This is a genomic window from Clostridium sp. D46t1_190503_E9, from assembly GCF_015555225.1.
Taxonomy (GTDB): Bacteria; Bacillota; Clostridia; order Clostridiales; family Clostridiaceae; genus Clostridium.
Genome location: NZ_JADNKB010000006.1, coordinates 242,064 through 258,905 on the forward strand (window position 1 = coordinate 242,064; position 16,842 = coordinate 258,905).

A 16,842-nucleotide genomic window follows, 5' to 3' on the forward strand; every position below is an offset into this window, starting at 1 on the left:
TTAATGCGTATTTAATAAGAGTAGTATGTATCCTAAAAAGTTGACGTGAAATGCCTTTTTATTTATAATTTCAGTAGTATTAAAGTTTATAAGGAGAAATAGCTAATGACAAACTTGGATTTTATTTATAATCGTAAAAGTATAAGACAGTTTAAGGACATACCAGTAAAAAAGGAAGATATATTAGAAATAATAAAGGCAGGGACTTATGCACCATCTCCAAAGCATCAACAAAACTGGCACTTTGTTGTATTACAGAATAAAGAAGTAATAGATGAAGTAGCTAATATAGTTACTAAAAGCCATGAAAGAATTGGACAACTTGCAAAAAATGAAAAAGATTTTAAAAGACATATGAGTGTAATAAACTATTATACATGTTTTAAAAATGCGCCTGTTGTGATATTAGTATATGGTAGTGAATATAAAATGATAGAATATAAGATATTAAAAGAAAATAATGCACCAAAAGAAGTTTTAGATGTATTATTATCACCACAATCAGCAGCTCAAGGAATAGGAGCAGCAGTGGAAAATATATTGCTTGCAGCAACAGAAATGGGATATGGAACTTGTTACATGACAGGACCTACACATGCAAAAAGTGAAATTGAAAGTTTAATTAACTTTAATAAATATGGTTACGAGCTTATGTCTATGGTCGCTTTAGGTGTACCTGAGGATAATACTCCAAAACAGCCACCACGTAAAGCATTAGAAGAAGTTGTAACATTTATAGATTAATCACAAAGGGGCTAACGAAACGCGAGCCCCTTTTAAAAAAATTATTATTTAAGATTTATTATTTTTCAGATTCTGGCATATTTTTAATAAGTTTTATTATATAACTTAGAGTATAAAAATCTCTATCTAATTCATTAGTAATATAATTTAACCCTTTAATTAATGTTTCTTCATTAAAGTTTTCTAAAAGAATCATAATGTTTAAGTAATTAAGATCCCCATCTTTTGTGTCTAGAATTCTTGAAGTTTTTATGTATTTATTATTGAAAGTATTAAAAGCAGCATTTTTAAGTTCTTCACTTATTTCTATTTTAGGCATTTCATCAAAAATTCTTATTTCAGTATTATTAATATCTAAATTTTTAGCTTTACCTATATCTGTTGATACAAATATAGTATTTATAAATTTTGCATCTTTAAAGTCAACATCTTGTAATTTAACGGAGTCAAATATGGTGTTTTCAAAAATTGCATTTTTAAAATTACTCTTTCTAAAATTTGTTCCTATAAATTCAGACCATTTAAAACTACATTTCATAAAGCTAGATGATTTAAAGTGTGCTCCTCTAAAATTTACATAATCAAAGTTTGAACCAGCAAAATTACAGTTATAACAATTACTTTTTTCAAGATTTTGATACATAAAGTTCTTATCTTTCTTTTCTATATTATTATAATGAAAATTTCTTTTTGTGTTTTGGTTTACAGCCATTATTGCCTCCATCTTAATCCATTTGGATAAATTAAATTGTATTTTAGATTTATTTAGTCTAGTTAATATTATCATACTGGTGAGATTATTACTAATAAATAATGTATATATAGGGTTACTTTAAATATCAGGCAATATTATTATACATATTTTCTTATTGCTTTAGCGACACCTGCATTTGTATTAGATTCCGTAATAAATGTTGCAGCTTCTTTAACTTTATCAATAGCATTTCCCATTGCAACCCCAACTTCAGCAAACTCAATCATAGAAAGATCATTTTCACTATCACCAATACACATAACTTCACTTCTATCTAAGGATAAATATTTTGTAAGATATTTTACGGCCTCTCCCTTAGAACTACCTTTTTTCATAATCTCAAAATTATCATTCCAAGAAGAAACTATTTCTAAGTTAGGACATTTTTCTTTAAGTTCCTCTTTAGCTTTTAATAACTTAGCAGTGTCATTTTTTTCTATGCAGACTCCTTTTAAAATTTGACCATCATATAATTTATAAATATCATGAATATTATTTAAAACCTCTAATTTAATTTTATCTTCTTCCTTAAGTGTTTTATTTAATATTTTATAAATATTATTTTCAGGTAAATCTTCCATAGAAACAATTCCAAAATTAGCTGTTAAATATGAAAATAAATTATATTTTTTAGAAATTTCTAGGAAACTTTCAGCATCATAAATATTTAAAGGGTTATTATATATTTCTTTTCCATCACTACCACCAATAAATGCACCATTAGAAGCAATAATAGGCGTAGTTAATCCTATTAAGTCTGAATAAAGCTTAGCACAGTTATAAACCCTTCCTGTAGTAATTGCAACATGAACACCTTTCTTTATGGCATATTTAATTGCATTTTTATCTTCCTCTGAAACATTATGTTGATCCATTAAAAGTGTTCCATCCATGTCAATGCATATAAGTTTAATACTCATAATAAAACCTTCTTCCTAAGTGAAATAATATAGTTATTATAGACTTTTCTTGTTTAAACTAGAAATAGGTATTTTAAATGTTAATCATAAAATAAGTTTATATATTAATAGTATGCCATAATAGAAGTTTATTTAAATAATGATCTTGAAAATTCAAAATTTGAAGTTTTGATACCGATAAGAAAGAAATAGAGATTAAATAAGCAAAGGGAGTCGCGTTTCGCGACCCCGTTTCTAGTTATTAGGTATCCACATTTTTAAAGTAATTAATTTTATAGTCAGCCCCCCATTCAAGCATAGAATCTAATATAGGTTTTAAACTATGTCCAAGTTCTGTTAAAGTATATTCAACTCTTGGTGGAACTTCAGCGTAAACTTTTCTGATTAATAGCCCACTTTCTTCCATTGAGCGGAGGTTTGAAGTTAGAACTTTTTGGGTTATAGTACCTAAAGATTTTTTTAATTCCCCAAATCTTTTTGTTCCAGTAAGTAAATCACGTATAATCAATACCTTCCACTTATCTCCAATAAGTTGTAGTGTAACTTCAACAGGACAAGCCGGTAGTTTTTTATTCATATAATGTACATCCCCCTTCAATAGTATCTAAATAGATACTATAGCACTTTCAAGTGCTTACTATACAATTGATATTATTGAATTTATTATTATATTGCAAGGGAAAATTATAATAAATTAATGGGGGTTAATTTAAGATGAATGAAGTAGTAGAATTTTTAAAAGAAAATCCAGTTCAATATTTTGCAACTGTAGGTTTAGATGGAAAGGCGAAAGTACGTCCATTTCAATTTATGCTTGAAAAGGAAGGAAAGCTATATTTTTGTACAAATAATAAAAAGGATGTGTTTAATGAAATTAAGAATAATCCTTATGTAGAAGTATGTGCATCAAGCCCTAAATTTGAGTGGCTTAGACTAAATGGGAAAGTAGTATTTTCAAATGATTTAGATATAAAAAGGGAAGTTATAGAATCTAGCAGCCTTGTTAAATCCTTATATAAAAATGCTGAAAATCCAATTTTCGAAATATTTTATCTTCAAGAAGTTAAGGCTGTAATATCAGATTTTTCAGGAAATCCACCAAGAGAATATAATTTATAAAATTATATAAATAGTAATAAAAGTTCCTTAATCATATTTTAATATATGTTTTAAGGAGCTTTTTTGATTTTTATAATATTTAATGATTAATATGAATTTGAAAGATTAATTATTATATGATTATTTTAATATTATCAGTATTTTGAAGATAAGCAATTACAATCTGAAGTTGATAGTAAGGAGACAAGCATGGATTTGAAATATAAAATTGATTTAAGTTATAGATAATAGTGTATAATTTATCTATATTAACAATATTTAAGAAGGAGGAAAATTTAAATGAAAAAGTATAAAGCAATAATAATGTTTAGAACATTTTTATCAATGATAATTAATCCAATATTTGTAATAGTATATTTGATATCACTATATGAATTTTATACTTTGTGTAGATTTGGAAGAGTTAATCATAATATTACAATTTTAAAAATATGTATGATATTCTTTTTGTCATGTATTATATATTTAATTGACATGACTAGGCGGAGATACATGATTTCTTCAGGGCGTATTATAGATAATTATATATTTTACAGTGATAGTATAATAATTTTAAAAGATACAGAAATAAGATTTGATTTTGAAGAAATTAAATTGTTTAAAATAAATAATAAATATGCTTATATAGAATTTAAAAATAGAGAAATTTTAGTTTTAAATATGAGGAATAAGACTCCTTATGAAATAAAAAATATAAGGGACTCTATAAATAATTATGTAAGTACATTGAATAAATCTTCTTTAAAAACAATTTGGACATATATAGCAATAATTATTATAGTTATTACAACATTATTTTATGGGGCAAAAATATATCATAGTGCAACCAACTTTAGAGGAAAGCTTTCATGGGTTTTATATGATTTAGGTCATAAAAAAGAAATAAAACTAGAACATAATAATATTTATGAAGATGGTATAGAAGGCCTATTTAATGATATTAATGACAAGCTTCATATGCCAGAAACTTTATATCTTTCTGATGACTTTAGTCTTGAGTTTGATTTGGAAGGAACAATTCAGTCTTTTTATTGCTTTCTTTATGGAAAGAATGATAAAGATGAATTAGAAAGTTATTTAATTTCGTATGACAGTAATAAGTCTAAAAAGATAAGTATATCTTTAAATGGATATGTTAATGCAGATTTTAATGAGGATAAACTTCTAGAACCATTAATTAAAACATTGAAAGTTATTCCGATTAAAGATACAGTAAGTAAATGGAATGAAAATAAGTTTGGAATTCTTTATTATGGAAAAAGAAGCTTTGGTTTTAATAAAGAAGGGGTTGTTTATATAGATAAAGAGGGTAATACAAAGTCACCAGATGAAATAAATTCTGAAATAATAGGCTATACAGTTTCTGTATATGTGCCAGGAAAAGAGGATATTTATACTCCTATTAGATATAACTTAGTGAAAGATTTAAATAATATAAAAGGCGATAAGCTAAATAAAACTGAAAATAGAAAACCTGTGAGTACAGCAAATAGTGAAGATAAAGAATTCTATTTATCCGACAGTACTGGATATAAATTAAGAGTTGTTGGGGCAGCAGCAGGTAGTAGCTTTTATTCTTTAGAAGGAACTAAGGATGGGGGAGATACATGGGATATTATAAATGAAGATCCATTTAAGGGAAGAGGTGGAGGAGCATCAGGAGTAGCCTTTATAAATGAGAAGCTTGGCTTTATAGCTTTATCACATAGTGGTGGTAGTTATGGTGAACTATATCGTACTGAAGATGGAGGTTTATCTTTTGAAGTAATAGATATTCCTAAGATAGAGGTAACTCTTGATAATGGAAGTGTTATTTCTCCATTTGATTTTCCTGAAATGCCTTATGAAGAAAATGGAGTTTTAAATGTATTAGTTGGTCAAGGTGCTGATGGAGATTATAATGGGAATTCTAGTGCATTATATCAATCAAAGGATTATGGAATAACATGGGAATATATTGAGGAAGTTAAGAAATCAAGAGAATAAATAATAAAAATATAGAAGTTTCTAAAAAAATGATATAATTTAAATAAAATATAAATTTTACGGAGGAGAAATATGCTTACAATTGGTTATATAGGAAATGGTAAAAGTACTAATAGATATCATTTACCATTTGTTTTACAAAGAAAAAATATAAATATAAAGACAATATATCAAAGAAATCCCAAAAATGAAGCTTGGGATAGAATAGAAGGAGTAAATTATACATCTGACCTAGATGAATTATTAAATGATAAAGATATACAATTAATCGTAGTTTGTACAAGGCAAGATAGTCATTATAATTACGCAAAATTAGTATTGGAGCATAACAAGCATTGTTTAGTTGAAAAGCCATTTATGAAAACTTATGATGAAGCAAAAGAAATATTTGACTTAGCAAAGGAAAAAGGGCTAATAGTTCAAGCATATCAAAATAGAAGGTTTGATAGTGACTTTTTAACAGTTCAAAAGGTAATAGAAGAAGGTAAGCTTGGGGATTTGCTAGAGCTTGAGATGCATTTTGATTATTATCGTCCAGAGGTGCCAGAATCAACTAATAGTTTTTCACCTTATGATTCATATTTATATGGTCATGCTTGTCATACATTAGATCAAGTTATAAGTTATTTTGGAGAACCAGATAAAATTAATTATGATGTTAGACAATTACTAGGAACAGGTAGAATGAATGACTATTTTGATTTGGATTTATATTATGGAGTATTAAAAGTATCTGTTAAATCTAGTTACTTTAGAATAAAAGAAAGACCTAGCTTTGTTTTATATGGTAAAAAAGGATGCTTTGTAAAAGAAACTAAAGATAGACAAGAAGAGCATTTAAAGATGTTTTATATGCCAACAAATAAGGATTTTGGAGTTGATACCTTTAATCATTATGGAACATTAACATATATGGATGATGAAGGAACAATCCATGAGGAAAAAGTTAAATCTGTTAATGGTGATTATGGAAGAGTATATGATGATTTATATGAAGCAATAGTAAATAATAAAGATAAAACTATAACAGATGAGCAAACTTTACTTCAACTAAAAATATTAGAAGAGGGAATTAAGAATTTAAAGTAAGATAAATTGTAGATATCTTTAAATACATTAGATTAAAGATATCTTTTACTTTAAATTTTATAGTATACATTCAGATAAATATGTGAATATATGGCTTTGAAGTTGTGAACTTATAAGTTAGTATGGAGGTGTATGGTTATATGAAAGTTACATTAATTACAGGAGCAGCAAAAGGAATAGGATACCACTTAGCAGAAGGTTTTGCTGATAAAGGATTTAAAGTAATTGCAGTAGATATTTTAGATGCTAAATATAATAATGAAAATATTGAATTTTATAAAGCAGATTTAAAAAATGAAAATGAAATAAAAGATGTTTTTGCTAAAGCAATTGAAAAATATGGAGCTATTCATATATTGATAAATAATGGAGCGATAAGTTCATATAGTAAATCAATATTTAATATTAACATAGAAGAATTCGATAATGTTATAAATACAAATTTAAGGGGAAGCTTTATTTGTTGCAAAGAATTTGTGAAAGCAAATAAGGGTCAAAGCTTTGGAAGAATTATAAATATAGCTTCAACTAGATATAATCAAAATGAATCAGATTGGGAAGCATATGGAGCATCAAAAGGTGGAATTGTTTCCTTAACTAATAGTTTAGTTATATCTTTATCAAATACACCGATAACTGTAAATGCTATAAGCCCTGGATGGATACAAGTAGATAATTATGAATATCTTAGAGAAATAGACCATAAACAACATCCATCAGGTAGGGTAGGAAAGCCAAGTGATATATTAAGAACATGTTTGTTTTTATGTGAAGAAGAAAATGATTTTATAAATGGAGCAAATATTATCATAGATGGTGGAATGACAAAAAAGATGATTTATGAAGAATAATTGTTATAAATTGCGACTTAAACATAATGATATGTATTAACTTTCCGATTTTTATATAATATCGAATACAATTCTAAATTTAACTGTGTAAAGTGGCAGAATATAGTTGGCGAAGATAAATAGACTGTGGAATAAGCATATAGCGAGCAATTAGAAGCACTTGGCGAAGGAAGAACTACTAGGCCTTAGTTTTGCTTAACTATTTAGCTTATGGAACATATCTATTTATCGTAGCCTTTATATTTGTGCTACAGGCACTTTTGCTATTATAAAATTTCTAATATTTCAACTGTATATTTATCTTCAGGAGCTTCAACTTCAACAATATCTCCAACTTTCTTGCCTTTTAAAGCTAACCCAAGATCTGATTCTATGCTTATGCACATATTTTCAGGGTCTGAATCCATAACAGTAACTAAAGTTATAACATCTTCAAAATCGTCTTCTATAAACTTAATTTTAGCTTTACTATTTATTCCTAAAGCAGATTTATCAATTTCTTCATCATCTATAACAGTTGCTGTTGAAATCATGTTTAATAAGTATTGAATTCTATTATCATTTTCTCTATAGTTTGCACAAGCCTCTTTATACTCTGCATTTTCTGATCTATCACCATGTGCAGCGGCTATTGCTTTTTCTTTTGCAATTTCAGCTCTTTTTACTGTCATTCTATATTCTAATTCTTCTCTTAATTTTTTTATATTTTCTTCAGTTAGCGTATTATTCATAAAACTAAACCCCTCTCAATAGATATCATGTTAATATTATATAATATATAGAAAAAAATAAAAGATTTTTTATATAAAAGCTATAGCAAGTAATATAAGGTAACTTATCAAAAATAAATTTGATTCATTTACTATAATTTTTATTTATAATATGGATACTTAAGTTAATACAAAATATAATAACAGTATTACTAAGTTAATAAGCATTAACACAAAAGAAATAATATAGTATATAAATAGTTTTAAGGAGGATAAAAATGAATAAGAAGTTATCTATAATAATTGCTTCTATAGTTTCTGTTTTAATTATATTTATAGTTACAGTTATATCCCTTAATAAAATCAATAAAAACAAAAGTGAAAATATTAATAAGGATAATAATGAGATAAATAATATGGCAGAAACAGAAAATAAAAATGAAAATGAAATATTAAATTTTATAAGTTCAATATCTGGACTTCAAGCTAATAATATAGAAGTGATAAATAATCCAATAGGAGTTAAGGGAGAATTATTTGCTTCAGAAGAAACTATATTAAATGGAATGGATTATTTTTTAGAAAAAACTAATAACGAAAAAATGAAAGATGTTAATGTAAGAATAGATGATGATTATATCAGTATTTATGTAAATTATGAAATTTCAAATGACTTAAAAACACCAATTGAAGTAAAGATTAAGCCAAGTGTTAATAGTGATGAAGATTTGGTAATAACAATAGATGAAGTAAAGTGCTTAGATTTAAGAATATCAAATTGGATAGTTAATTTAGTTTTAAAAAGTTTTGTGAAAGATTGGTTTCCTGAAGATGGAGAAGTAAATGTAGAGTTCGATAAAGGAGATGCAATAGTATATAAGGATAATTTTAAAGGAATTAATTTGAAATCAATTTCTTTAGAAGAAAATGGGCTTAAAATAAATGCTATTATAGATTTAAAACATATTATTAATAAATAAGATTAAAATTGAGATGTTGTTTAGTTTTAATTTAACATTATAGGTTTTTTATTAAAGGGCTGTTTGTAACAGCTCTTATTTTATTTGTTTGTAAGTTGCTTTCTGTATTGATTGAATTGATACTAAATAAAAAAAGAAATATTTACATAAACTATAAGGAATACTTTTATATAAAGAACTTTATAATTAAATGTATAAATAAATTAGTACATTAAAAATATGGGAGGTATAAATATGTTTGATTTAAAGGGAAAAATTGCAGTAGTTACAGGTGCATCAAGTGGACTTGGAAGGGATGCCGCAATAGCATATGCTAAAGAAGGTGCAAATGTTTGTGTTTTAGCAAGAAGAGTTGAAAAAATAGAAAGTTTAGCAAAAGAAATAGAAGCTTTAGGAGTAGAATCCATTGCAGTTAAATGTGATGTCACTAATGAAGAGGAAGTGAAAGCTGCAATAGAAGCTGTAATTAATAAATTTGGAAGAATTGATATATTATTAAATAATGCAGGAATCGCAGTACGTGGTGGTGTAGATACCCTTAGCGAAGAAGATTGGGATAAGAGTATGGATACTAACGTGAAAGGTATTTATTTAGTTAGTAAATATGTTATTCCAGTTATGAAAAAGCAAAATTACGGAAAAGTAGTTAACGTTAGTTCAATAAATGCGTTATTAGCAGATAAAGCGGATGTATTTATTAGACATTCTTATAATGCTTCTAAAGCAGCAGTTTTAGGATTGTCAAAAGGTATGGCTGCATCTTATGCTCAATTTGGTATAACAGTGAATTCTGTTTGCCCAGGGTTATTTGAATCTGAAATGACTGAAGATACTTTATTTAAATCACAAGAATTTTTAAAGAGTTATAATACACTTTGTCCAGCATCTAGACCTGCAAAAAAAGGTGAGTTGAATGGAACTATTTTATATTTTTCTTCTGATGCATCAAGTTATGTAACAGGACAACATATTGTGGTAGATGGTGGGCTATCAATAGTTTAAAGTAGATAGAAATATTTTTAATTAAATAATTAAGAAATGAAAGAATGAAAAAATTAAGGTGAAAATCTTTATGGATTTTAGAATAAATAATGCTTTACACAAATAATCTCCCCATATTTTTTATAATTTAGTTTAGAATATTCTTCAAGAGATTGAAAATGAAATAGAGAAATATATTTATTATTAAGTTATTATGATAAAATAATAGTATTAAATTAATAGTAAGGATAGATATAACAACACTTGAAAATAATAATAAAATTGGGGAGGAATTTAAGATGAAAAAATTATTAGTAGTTATTGATTATCAAAAGGATTTTGTTGATGGGGCATTGGGATTTGAGAAAGCTATATCTTTAGAAAATGGAATTTATAATAAAGTAAATGAATATATAAAGGAGAATAACAAGGTGTTATTCACATATGATACTCATTTAGATAATTATTTAGATACTAGAGAAGGAAAAAACTTGCCAGTTGTTCATTGTATAAAAGGTACTAAAGGTCATGAACTATATGGTAGGTTAAAAGAGTTCTCAAATAGAGAAAATACGATTCATTACGAAAAATACGGATTTGGAATGGCACCAAGTGATATGATTAAACTTGCAAACGAAATAGGTGAGGATATTACTGAAATAGAGATAGTTGGAGTAGTTACTAATATATGTGTAATAAGCAATGTAGTGATGTTCCAATCACAATTTAGAAATGCAGAAGTAGTAGTTGATGGAAGTCTTTGTGCTAGCTTTGATGAATCATTGCATGAAAAGACTTTAGATGTAATAGAAGGATTACAAGGTAAGGTAATAAATAGATAAAAATGATAGTATAAAAATGACTAATAAACTTATTAATTTGATAAGGGTATTAGTTATTTTTATATTATCATATAAAGACATACAAAAAGTTGATAGTGCAGAAAATATTATTTCTTGGAATGCAGATAAGTGGAAGCATATAGCAACTTCTAAAATGTTCGAATTATTCTCACTTTTTGGTGACTACTATGGTACAGTTGCACCTATAGGTGAATATCATAGTCATGAAAGGAGTTGATAAAAAATGTCTTTGGAAAGAATTGATTATTACAGAGACTTACAACCATTACACGATAAATGTAAAAGGCTTATGTCTTTTCACGTTATTATTACACTGACAGATGGAAGTACAATTGACGGAATTATTGAGGATGTAGATAGAGATCGTGTTATAGTGTTAGTTGGAGAAGATGTTATGGAACCAGAAGATGAAAATGAATCTAATCAACAACGACAATTCCCAGGTGTCGGTCGTCCAAGAAGAAGATTTAGACGTTTTAGGAGGAAAGGTTTTCCACTTGGAAATTTAGCTGCATTGGCTCTATTAGGATATCCTTATTTTGTCCCACCATTTCCATTTTTCTATACTTTCTAGACTTATCAGAGAAAATACTTAATAAGAAACAATAATTAGAATTAGAAGCACATAGGTATTGTTGTTATATACTAACAGCAGATTTTCTAATAATAACTGGAATCAATTTTAAAATAAAAAAATGATTCCAGTTATTATTTTATTTAGAAGGTATTAAAAAGTGTAAATAAAAGTTATTTAAATTTGTTCCATGTATTGACAGTTGATACGCGATAACATATAATGAGTTATAATATAACTCATAGGGGTGAGAATATATGAAATTTGATATGATATATCTGATTCAATTAGTTTTTATTTTTAGTATTGCAACTTACATATATATATGTTTTAAAGGCTATGTTTATAGAAATAAGGAGAAATTTAATAAAGCAATTTTCAATAATTTGATTAATAAAGAAAGATTAGATTTTTCCAAGATTTTAAATGCTGATGGATATAAGACCTATGAGAAAATAGATATATGGCGGTACTGTACTTTATTTTAAAAGGATGTCTTATAAATTAATTTCAAATTATTTAAATAATTAGGAGGATTTTTATGGACATCATTATAAATATATTTAAATCTATGATAGAGTTTGCTTTTAATATAACAGGGGATTGGGGGATAGCTATAGTATTGATAACAGTAACTGTAAAGCTATTGATGTTACCTTTTTCTATAAAGCAAAGAATTTCTATGAAAAAGCAAATAAATTTTTCTAAGCAAGTAGAGATTGTTAAGAAAAAGTATAAAAATAATAAAAGAAGACAAGATGAGGAATTAAATAAGCTTTATTTAAATAATTCTAAAGGAATGTTTGGATGCTTTCTTTCATTATTGCAGTTACCAGTAGTATCTGGGTTATATATGTCTATAACAAGGCTTCAATTTGAATCTATGACAATGTTAATTCCTTGGGTTATGAATATTGGTAGCACAGATGATAAATTTATTGTTCCTTTGATTTATACAATAGTTTCTATATTACCAAGTATAATTTCTTATTTTAAGATTTTTAATATTAATGAAGAACCGATAAGTATAAAATCTATTATTCCTATGTTGATATTTGGATTAGCTATAACTGTAAAAGCACCTGTGGGAGTTGGAATTTACTTTATAACTTCAAGTATATTTACATTAATAGAGGATACTGGATTTAAGATATATAGTAGAAATAAAGTTTTCGCTTAGATTAAAAAGGATTTAAAGTTTTGCTTTAAATCCTTTTATGTAAAGTAATTAATAAAATTTAAACACTTAAAGGGGAGAGAGTAATGAAGAAATTTAAAGTTAGTAATTTTCTAAAAAGATTTTCAGCAATAATAATGGTGATTTTGGTTGTTAATGGACCATTAGTTGCTTATGCTAGAGCTGGCGGTGGAGGAGGCGGTGGTGGAGGCGGTGGCGGTGGCGGTGGAGGTGGAAGCCATAGTTCCTCTCATGGAGGTTCACCAAGTGGAAGTTATAGAGGAAGAAGTAATCCAATCACTTCAATAATTAATCTTGGCATGTTTGCTATTGTTGGATCAGCAGGAACAATTGTTTTAAAGGTAAGACTTAGTAAAAAGAAAGCAAAAAGTATTTCGGCTATTAAGAATTTATCTAAGAATGATTATAATTGGGATTATAATAGTATAAAGAATGATATAGAAGAAGCTTTTTATAAAGTTCAAGTTGCCTGGATGGAAAGGAATCAAGATTTAGCTAAAGAGTATATGAGTGAAAAGTTATACATAAGGCATAAATCAAAAACAGAATGGATGAAAGTAAGAAAAGAAAAAAACATCCTAGAAAAAATGAAGTTAATAAGCGCTATTCCTATTGCATTGCAGGATCAAGATGGAACTAATGAAGATTCTTTATGGGTTCATATAAAAGCAAAATCAATCGATTATACAATAAAAGAGGAAACAAATGAAGTAATAGAAGGTAATAAATATAGACGTACTCATTTTGAAGAGTACTGGAAATTTATAAAAAATGAAAAGAGATGGATATTAGATGAAATAAGGCAAATTGACGATATTAATGATTTAGATTTTTTTGATATAAATATAAAAAATAAGAAATCTAAGTAATATTATAAATATACAGATATTTTATCTTTTTAAAAAGAAGCTATCTATAATGTTTTATTGTAGGTGGCTTCTTTGTGATGTTGTAGAAAATATTAAAATAAAAATAATTCTCACCTAAATTTAAAGTTTTTTTAAATATTATTTTTACTAGATTTAATCACTATTATTATTTTTATTTGTAAGGTATAATTGATTTATTACACATATGACTAAGATTAGGTAACAAGGAGAATTAACATGAACATTATTATAGTCGGTGCAGGTAAAGTAGGATATACCTTAGCAAAATACTTATCTATGGACGGAGATAATATAACTATTATAGATAATAAGGATGGAGCTTTAGAACAAATTAATAATAATTTAGATGTAATGTGTGTTAAAGGAAACTGTACTAGTTTAAAGGTTCTTGACGAAGCGGGAATAAGAGGTGCTGATTTATTAATTTCAGTAACAGATAGTGATGAGTTAAACATGCTTTGTTCTTTAGCATCTAAAAAGTTAGGAGTTAAATATACTGTAGCTAGAGTTAGAACTCCAGATTATGATGAAGATATAACCTTATTAACTGAAGCAGTAGGAATAGATTTAGTAATAAATCCAGAAAAAGCTGCAGCAATGGAAATAGCTAAGTTAATTAAATATCCATCAGTGTGTAGTATAGATAGTTTTTCCGGTGGTAAAGTGAATTTAGTTGGATTTAAGGTGTCTAATGATACAGATCTCGAAGGTAAAAGGGTAAGTGATATTACTTTTATTAGAGGGAATGTACTATTTTGTGGAGTAGAGAGAAATGATGAATTTATAATGCCTAGAGGAGACTATATTTTTCATAAAGATGACAGAGTATATGTTATAGGTGAACATAAAGATATTCAAAATTTATTTAATAAACTAGGAAAATATAAGAAAAAAGTGAAAAGAGCCATGATTATTGGTGGAGGGAAAATAGCATATTATCTTTCTAAAATGCTTAGTGAAGTTGGAGTGAATTGTAAGATAATAGAAAGAGATATAAAAATTTGTGAAGAGCTTAACGATCTTTTACCAGATTCTATAATAATTAATGGAGATGGTATGGATGAAGAGTTATTATTATCTGAAAGTTTATTAGAAGTTGATAGTTTTATTACTTTAACAGGTAGAGATGAGGATAATATTATAGCGTCTCTTCTAGCAAGTAGCAAATCTGTAAGTAATGTAATAACTAAAATAACAAGAAATAATTATAGAGAAATAGGAAAGACAGTAGGAATAAACTCTATAGTAAATCCAAAGTTAGTTACTGCATATAAGATATTAAGATATGCAAGAACTTTAAGAAATAAGAAAAAATGTTCCATAGAAAATATATATAGAATCTGTAATGATAACGCAGAGGCAGTGGAATTTGTAGTTGGCAATGATACTAAAAATATAAATATAAAATTTAAAAATATTATCTTTAATAAAGATATATTAGTAGCAACAATTGTTAGAAATAATAAGATAATCATTCCAACAGGAGATGATTCTTTAAAAGTAAATGATAGAGTTATTATTGTAACTAAGAATATGAATATCCTTCATATTGATGACATCTTCTCTGGAGGTGGCAGATAATATGAATTATAAAATTATTCTAAAGGTAATAGGTAATGTATTGCTTTATGAATCAATACTTTTACTAATTCCCTTTGGAATATCATTAGCTTTTGGAGATGGAGATAGCTTTGCATTTTTAATTACTATGATTTTAATGATGCCAATAGCTTTGTTACTTAGAAGAATAGAAATTAAAGAAAAAGGGATGTATGCAAAGGAAGGTTTTTTGACTGTAGGATTAGCGTGGATTGTAATAGCAGCATTTGGAGCTTTACCATTTGTTATAAGTGGTGCAATCCCATCTTTTGTAGATGCATTTTTTGAAACTGTATCTGGTTTTACAACAACAGGAGCATCAATATTAACAGAAATTCAGTCATTGCCAAGAGGAATATTATTTTGGAGAAGTTTCACACATTGGATAGGTGGAATGGGATTCTTAATTTTTATATTAGCATTAGTACCATCACTTGGTTCTAATACAATATATTTATTAAGAGCAGAAAGTCCAGGACCAAACCCTGGAAAAATAGTTCCTAAGATAAGAGAAACAGCTAAAATCTTATATATAATATATTTAATTTTAACTGTAATACAAACAATTTTATTGATGGCAGCAGGTCTTTCTCCATATGATTCGGTAATACATGCATTAGGAACAGCAGGAACAGGTGGTTTTTCTAATATGAATTCAAGTGTTGCTGCGTTTAATAACCCTGCTGTTGAGTGGATTATAACAGTATTTATGATATTATTTGGAATTAATTTTGCCTTATATTTTCAAATAATAAAAGGAAATGTTAAGAACTTTTTCAAGAGTGAGGAACTAAAATATTATTTATTAATGATTTTGATATCTATAATATTTATAACGATAAATATTCTGGATTTTAATAATGGAAATTTAATTGAATCAATAAGGCAATCATCATTTCAAGTTGCATCTATAGTTACTACTACAGGATATGCGACAGTAGATTTTAATTTATGGCCAACACTAAGTAAAATTATAATAATGATACTTATGCTAACAGGTGCAATGGCGGGATCTACAGGTGGTGGAGTAAAAACAATAAGAATAGTTATAATACTTAAGGCTATAAGACGTGGTATAGATAAAATATTACATCCTAAAAGAATACAAAGTGTTAAAGTAGATGGAAAATTAGTTGATGAAGAAACTATATCAGGTGTATTTTTATTTATAGGAGCACACATTGTAATTTCGTTAATAGCGATGTTTATTGTTGCCTTTGATGGGTTTGACTTAGTTACAACATCAACATCTGTATTAACAACTATAAGTAATGTTGGACCAGGATTTGAAATGGTGGGACCAATAGGTAACTTTTCAGCATTTTCACCATTAAGTAAAATAACATTATCTTTTTGTATGCTTGCTGGTAGGTTAGAAATTTATCCAATGTTAATTATGTTTAGTAAATCAATTTGGAAAAAGACTTATTAAATTAAACTTGATATAAAAAAAGATATTTAAAGTTAGTAACTTTAAATATCTTTTTTTATTAATTTAAATCTCAAAATTAATAAGAAGCCTTAAAATATGAACTAGTTTACTGTAGGTAGAATAAGATAATATGTAGAATATTCCTTAATATT

Annotated in this window: 19 protein-coding genes; 15 read left to right on the forward strand and 4 right to left on the reverse strand. The window is 26.8% G+C overall.

Features of this window, described 5'->3' with window-relative positions; all coding sequences use genetic code 11:
• The first annotated feature begins 105 nt into the window (after window positions 1–105).
• The gene (locus I2E83_RS09255; RefSeq protein WP_195429557.1) at window positions 106–744 is read left to right on the forward strand and encodes a nitroreductase family protein; all 639 of its coding nucleotides are present in this window, start codon (window positions 106–108) and stop codon (window positions 742–744) included.
• Between the two features lie 58 nt (window positions 745–802).
• Here the strand turns inward: I2E83_RS09255 and I2E83_RS09260 are convergent, their stop codons facing one another.
• From I2E83_RS09260 to I2E83_RS09270, 3 genes are all read right to left on the reverse strand, one after another.
• A complete protein-coding gene (locus tag I2E83_RS09260) occupies window positions 803–1,456 on the reverse strand; it encodes a pentapeptide repeat-containing protein (protein ID WP_195429559.1) in 654 nt (217 codons plus the stop codon).
• A 140-nt stretch (window positions 1,457–1,596) separates the two neighbouring features.
• Window positions 1,597–2,418 carry a Cof-type HAD-IIB family hydrolase gene (locus tag I2E83_RS09265; RefSeq protein ID WP_195429561.1) on the reverse strand — a complete coding sequence of 274 codons (822 nt, stop codon included), beginning with the start codon at window positions 2,416–2,418 and terminating at the stop codon, window positions 1,597–1,599.
• Window positions 2,419–2,659: 241 nt separating this feature from the next.
• Window positions 2,660–2,995 (reverse strand): helix-turn-helix domain-containing protein, encoded by a 336-nt coding sequence (locus tag I2E83_RS09270; protein WP_195429563.1) that lies wholly within the window; start codon window positions 2,993–2,995, stop codon window positions 2,660–2,662.
• Between the two features lie 137 nt (window positions 2,996–3,132).
• Here I2E83_RS09270 and I2E83_RS09275 point away from each other — a divergent pair, with 137 nt between their 5' ends.
• From I2E83_RS09275 to I2E83_RS09290, 4 genes are all read left to right on the forward strand, one after another.
• The gene (locus I2E83_RS09275) at window positions 3,133–3,537 is read left to right on the forward strand and encodes a pyridoxamine 5'-phosphate oxidase family protein (protein ID WP_195429564.1); all 405 of its coding nucleotides are present in this window, start codon (window positions 3,133–3,135) and stop codon (window positions 3,535–3,537) included.
• Between the two features lie 279 nt (window positions 3,538–3,816).
• Window positions 3,817–5,523, forward strand: a complete 1,707-nt coding sequence (locus tag I2E83_RS09280) for a hypothetical protein (RefSeq protein ID WP_195429565.1) — start codon at window positions 3,817–3,819, stop codon at window positions 5,521–5,523.
• Window positions 5,524–5,595: 72 nt separating this feature from the next.
• Entirely contained in the window at window positions 5,596–6,612 is a 1,017-nt protein-coding gene (locus I2E83_RS09285; protein ID WP_195429566.1) for an oxidoreductase, read from the forward strand.
• A gap of 140 nt (window positions 6,613–6,752) precedes the next feature.
• Complete coding sequence (locus I2E83_RS09290; protein ID WP_195263422.1) at window positions 6,753–7,463, forward strand: SDR family oxidoreductase; 711 nt, start codon at window positions 6,753–6,755, stop codon at window positions 7,461–7,463.
• Window positions 7,464–7,729: 266 nt separating this feature from the next.
• Here I2E83_RS09290 and I2E83_RS09295 read toward each other — a convergent pair whose 3' ends face one another.
• Window positions 7,730–8,194 (reverse strand): GreA/GreB family elongation factor, encoded by a 465-nt coding sequence (locus I2E83_RS09295; RefSeq protein WP_195263423.1) that lies wholly within the window; start codon window positions 8,192–8,194, stop codon window positions 7,730–7,732.
• Between the two features lie 257 nt (window positions 8,195–8,451).
• Here I2E83_RS09295 and I2E83_RS09300 point away from each other — a divergent pair, with 257 nt between their 5' ends.
• The 10 genes from I2E83_RS09300 to I2E83_RS09345 all read left to right on the forward strand — a co-directional run bounded on the left by I2E83_RS09300 (window position 8,452) and on the right by I2E83_RS09345 (window position 16,690).
• A complete protein-coding gene (locus I2E83_RS09300; protein WP_195263424.1) occupies window positions 8,452–9,153 on the forward strand; it encodes a hypothetical protein in 702 nt (233 codons plus the stop codon).
• A gap of 234 nt (window positions 9,154–9,387) precedes the next feature.
• Window positions 9,388–10,155, forward strand: a complete 768-nt coding sequence (locus I2E83_RS09305; protein ID WP_195263425.1) for an SDR family NAD(P)-dependent oxidoreductase — start codon at window positions 9,388–9,390, stop codon at window positions 10,153–10,155.
• Between the two features lie 278 nt (window positions 10,156–10,433).
• The gene (locus I2E83_RS09310) at window positions 10,434–10,976 is read left to right on the forward strand and encodes an isochorismatase family cysteine hydrolase (RefSeq protein ID WP_195263426.1); all 543 of its coding nucleotides are present in this window, start codon (window positions 10,434–10,436) and stop codon (window positions 10,974–10,976) included.
• A 16-nt stretch (window positions 10,977–10,992) separates the two neighbouring features.
• A complete protein-coding gene (locus I2E83_RS09315) occupies window positions 10,993–11,214 on the forward strand; it encodes a hypothetical protein (protein WP_195263427.1) in 222 nt (73 codons plus the stop codon).
• Window positions 11,215–11,220: 6 nt separating this feature from the next.
• Window positions 11,221–11,571 carry a hypothetical protein gene (locus I2E83_RS09320; protein ID WP_195263428.1) on the forward strand — a complete coding sequence of 117 codons (351 nt, stop codon included), beginning with the start codon at window positions 11,221–11,223 and terminating at the stop codon, window positions 11,569–11,571.
• A gap of 257 nt (window positions 11,572–11,828) precedes the next feature.
• A complete protein-coding gene (locus I2E83_RS09325) occupies window positions 11,829–12,059 on the forward strand; it encodes a hypothetical protein (protein WP_195263429.1) in 231 nt (76 codons plus the stop codon).
• Between the two features lie 53 nt (window positions 12,060–12,112).
• Window positions 12,113–12,751: a membrane protein insertase YidC gene (yidC, locus tag I2E83_RS09330; protein ID WP_195263430.1), complete on the forward strand. Its 639-nt coding sequence runs from the start codon at window positions 12,113–12,115 to the stop codon at window positions 12,749–12,751.
• Between the two features lie 83 nt (window positions 12,752–12,834).
• Window positions 12,835–13,638, forward strand: a complete 804-nt coding sequence (locus I2E83_RS09335; RefSeq protein ID WP_195263431.1) for a Tim44-like domain-containing protein — start codon at window positions 12,835–12,837, stop codon at window positions 13,636–13,638.
• Window positions 13,639–13,875: 237 nt separating this feature from the next.
• Window positions 13,876–15,240: a Trk system potassium transporter TrkA gene (gene trkA / locus I2E83_RS09340; RefSeq protein ID WP_195263432.1), complete on the forward strand. Its 1,365-nt coding sequence runs from the start codon at window positions 13,876–13,878 to the stop codon at window positions 15,238–15,240.
• Between the two features lies 1 nt (window position 15,241).
• Window positions 15,242–16,690: a TrkH family potassium uptake protein gene (locus I2E83_RS09345; protein WP_195263433.1), complete on the forward strand. Its 1,449-nt coding sequence runs from the start codon at window positions 15,242–15,244 to the stop codon at window positions 16,688–16,690.
• Window positions 16,691–16,842: the final 152 nt, after the last annotated feature.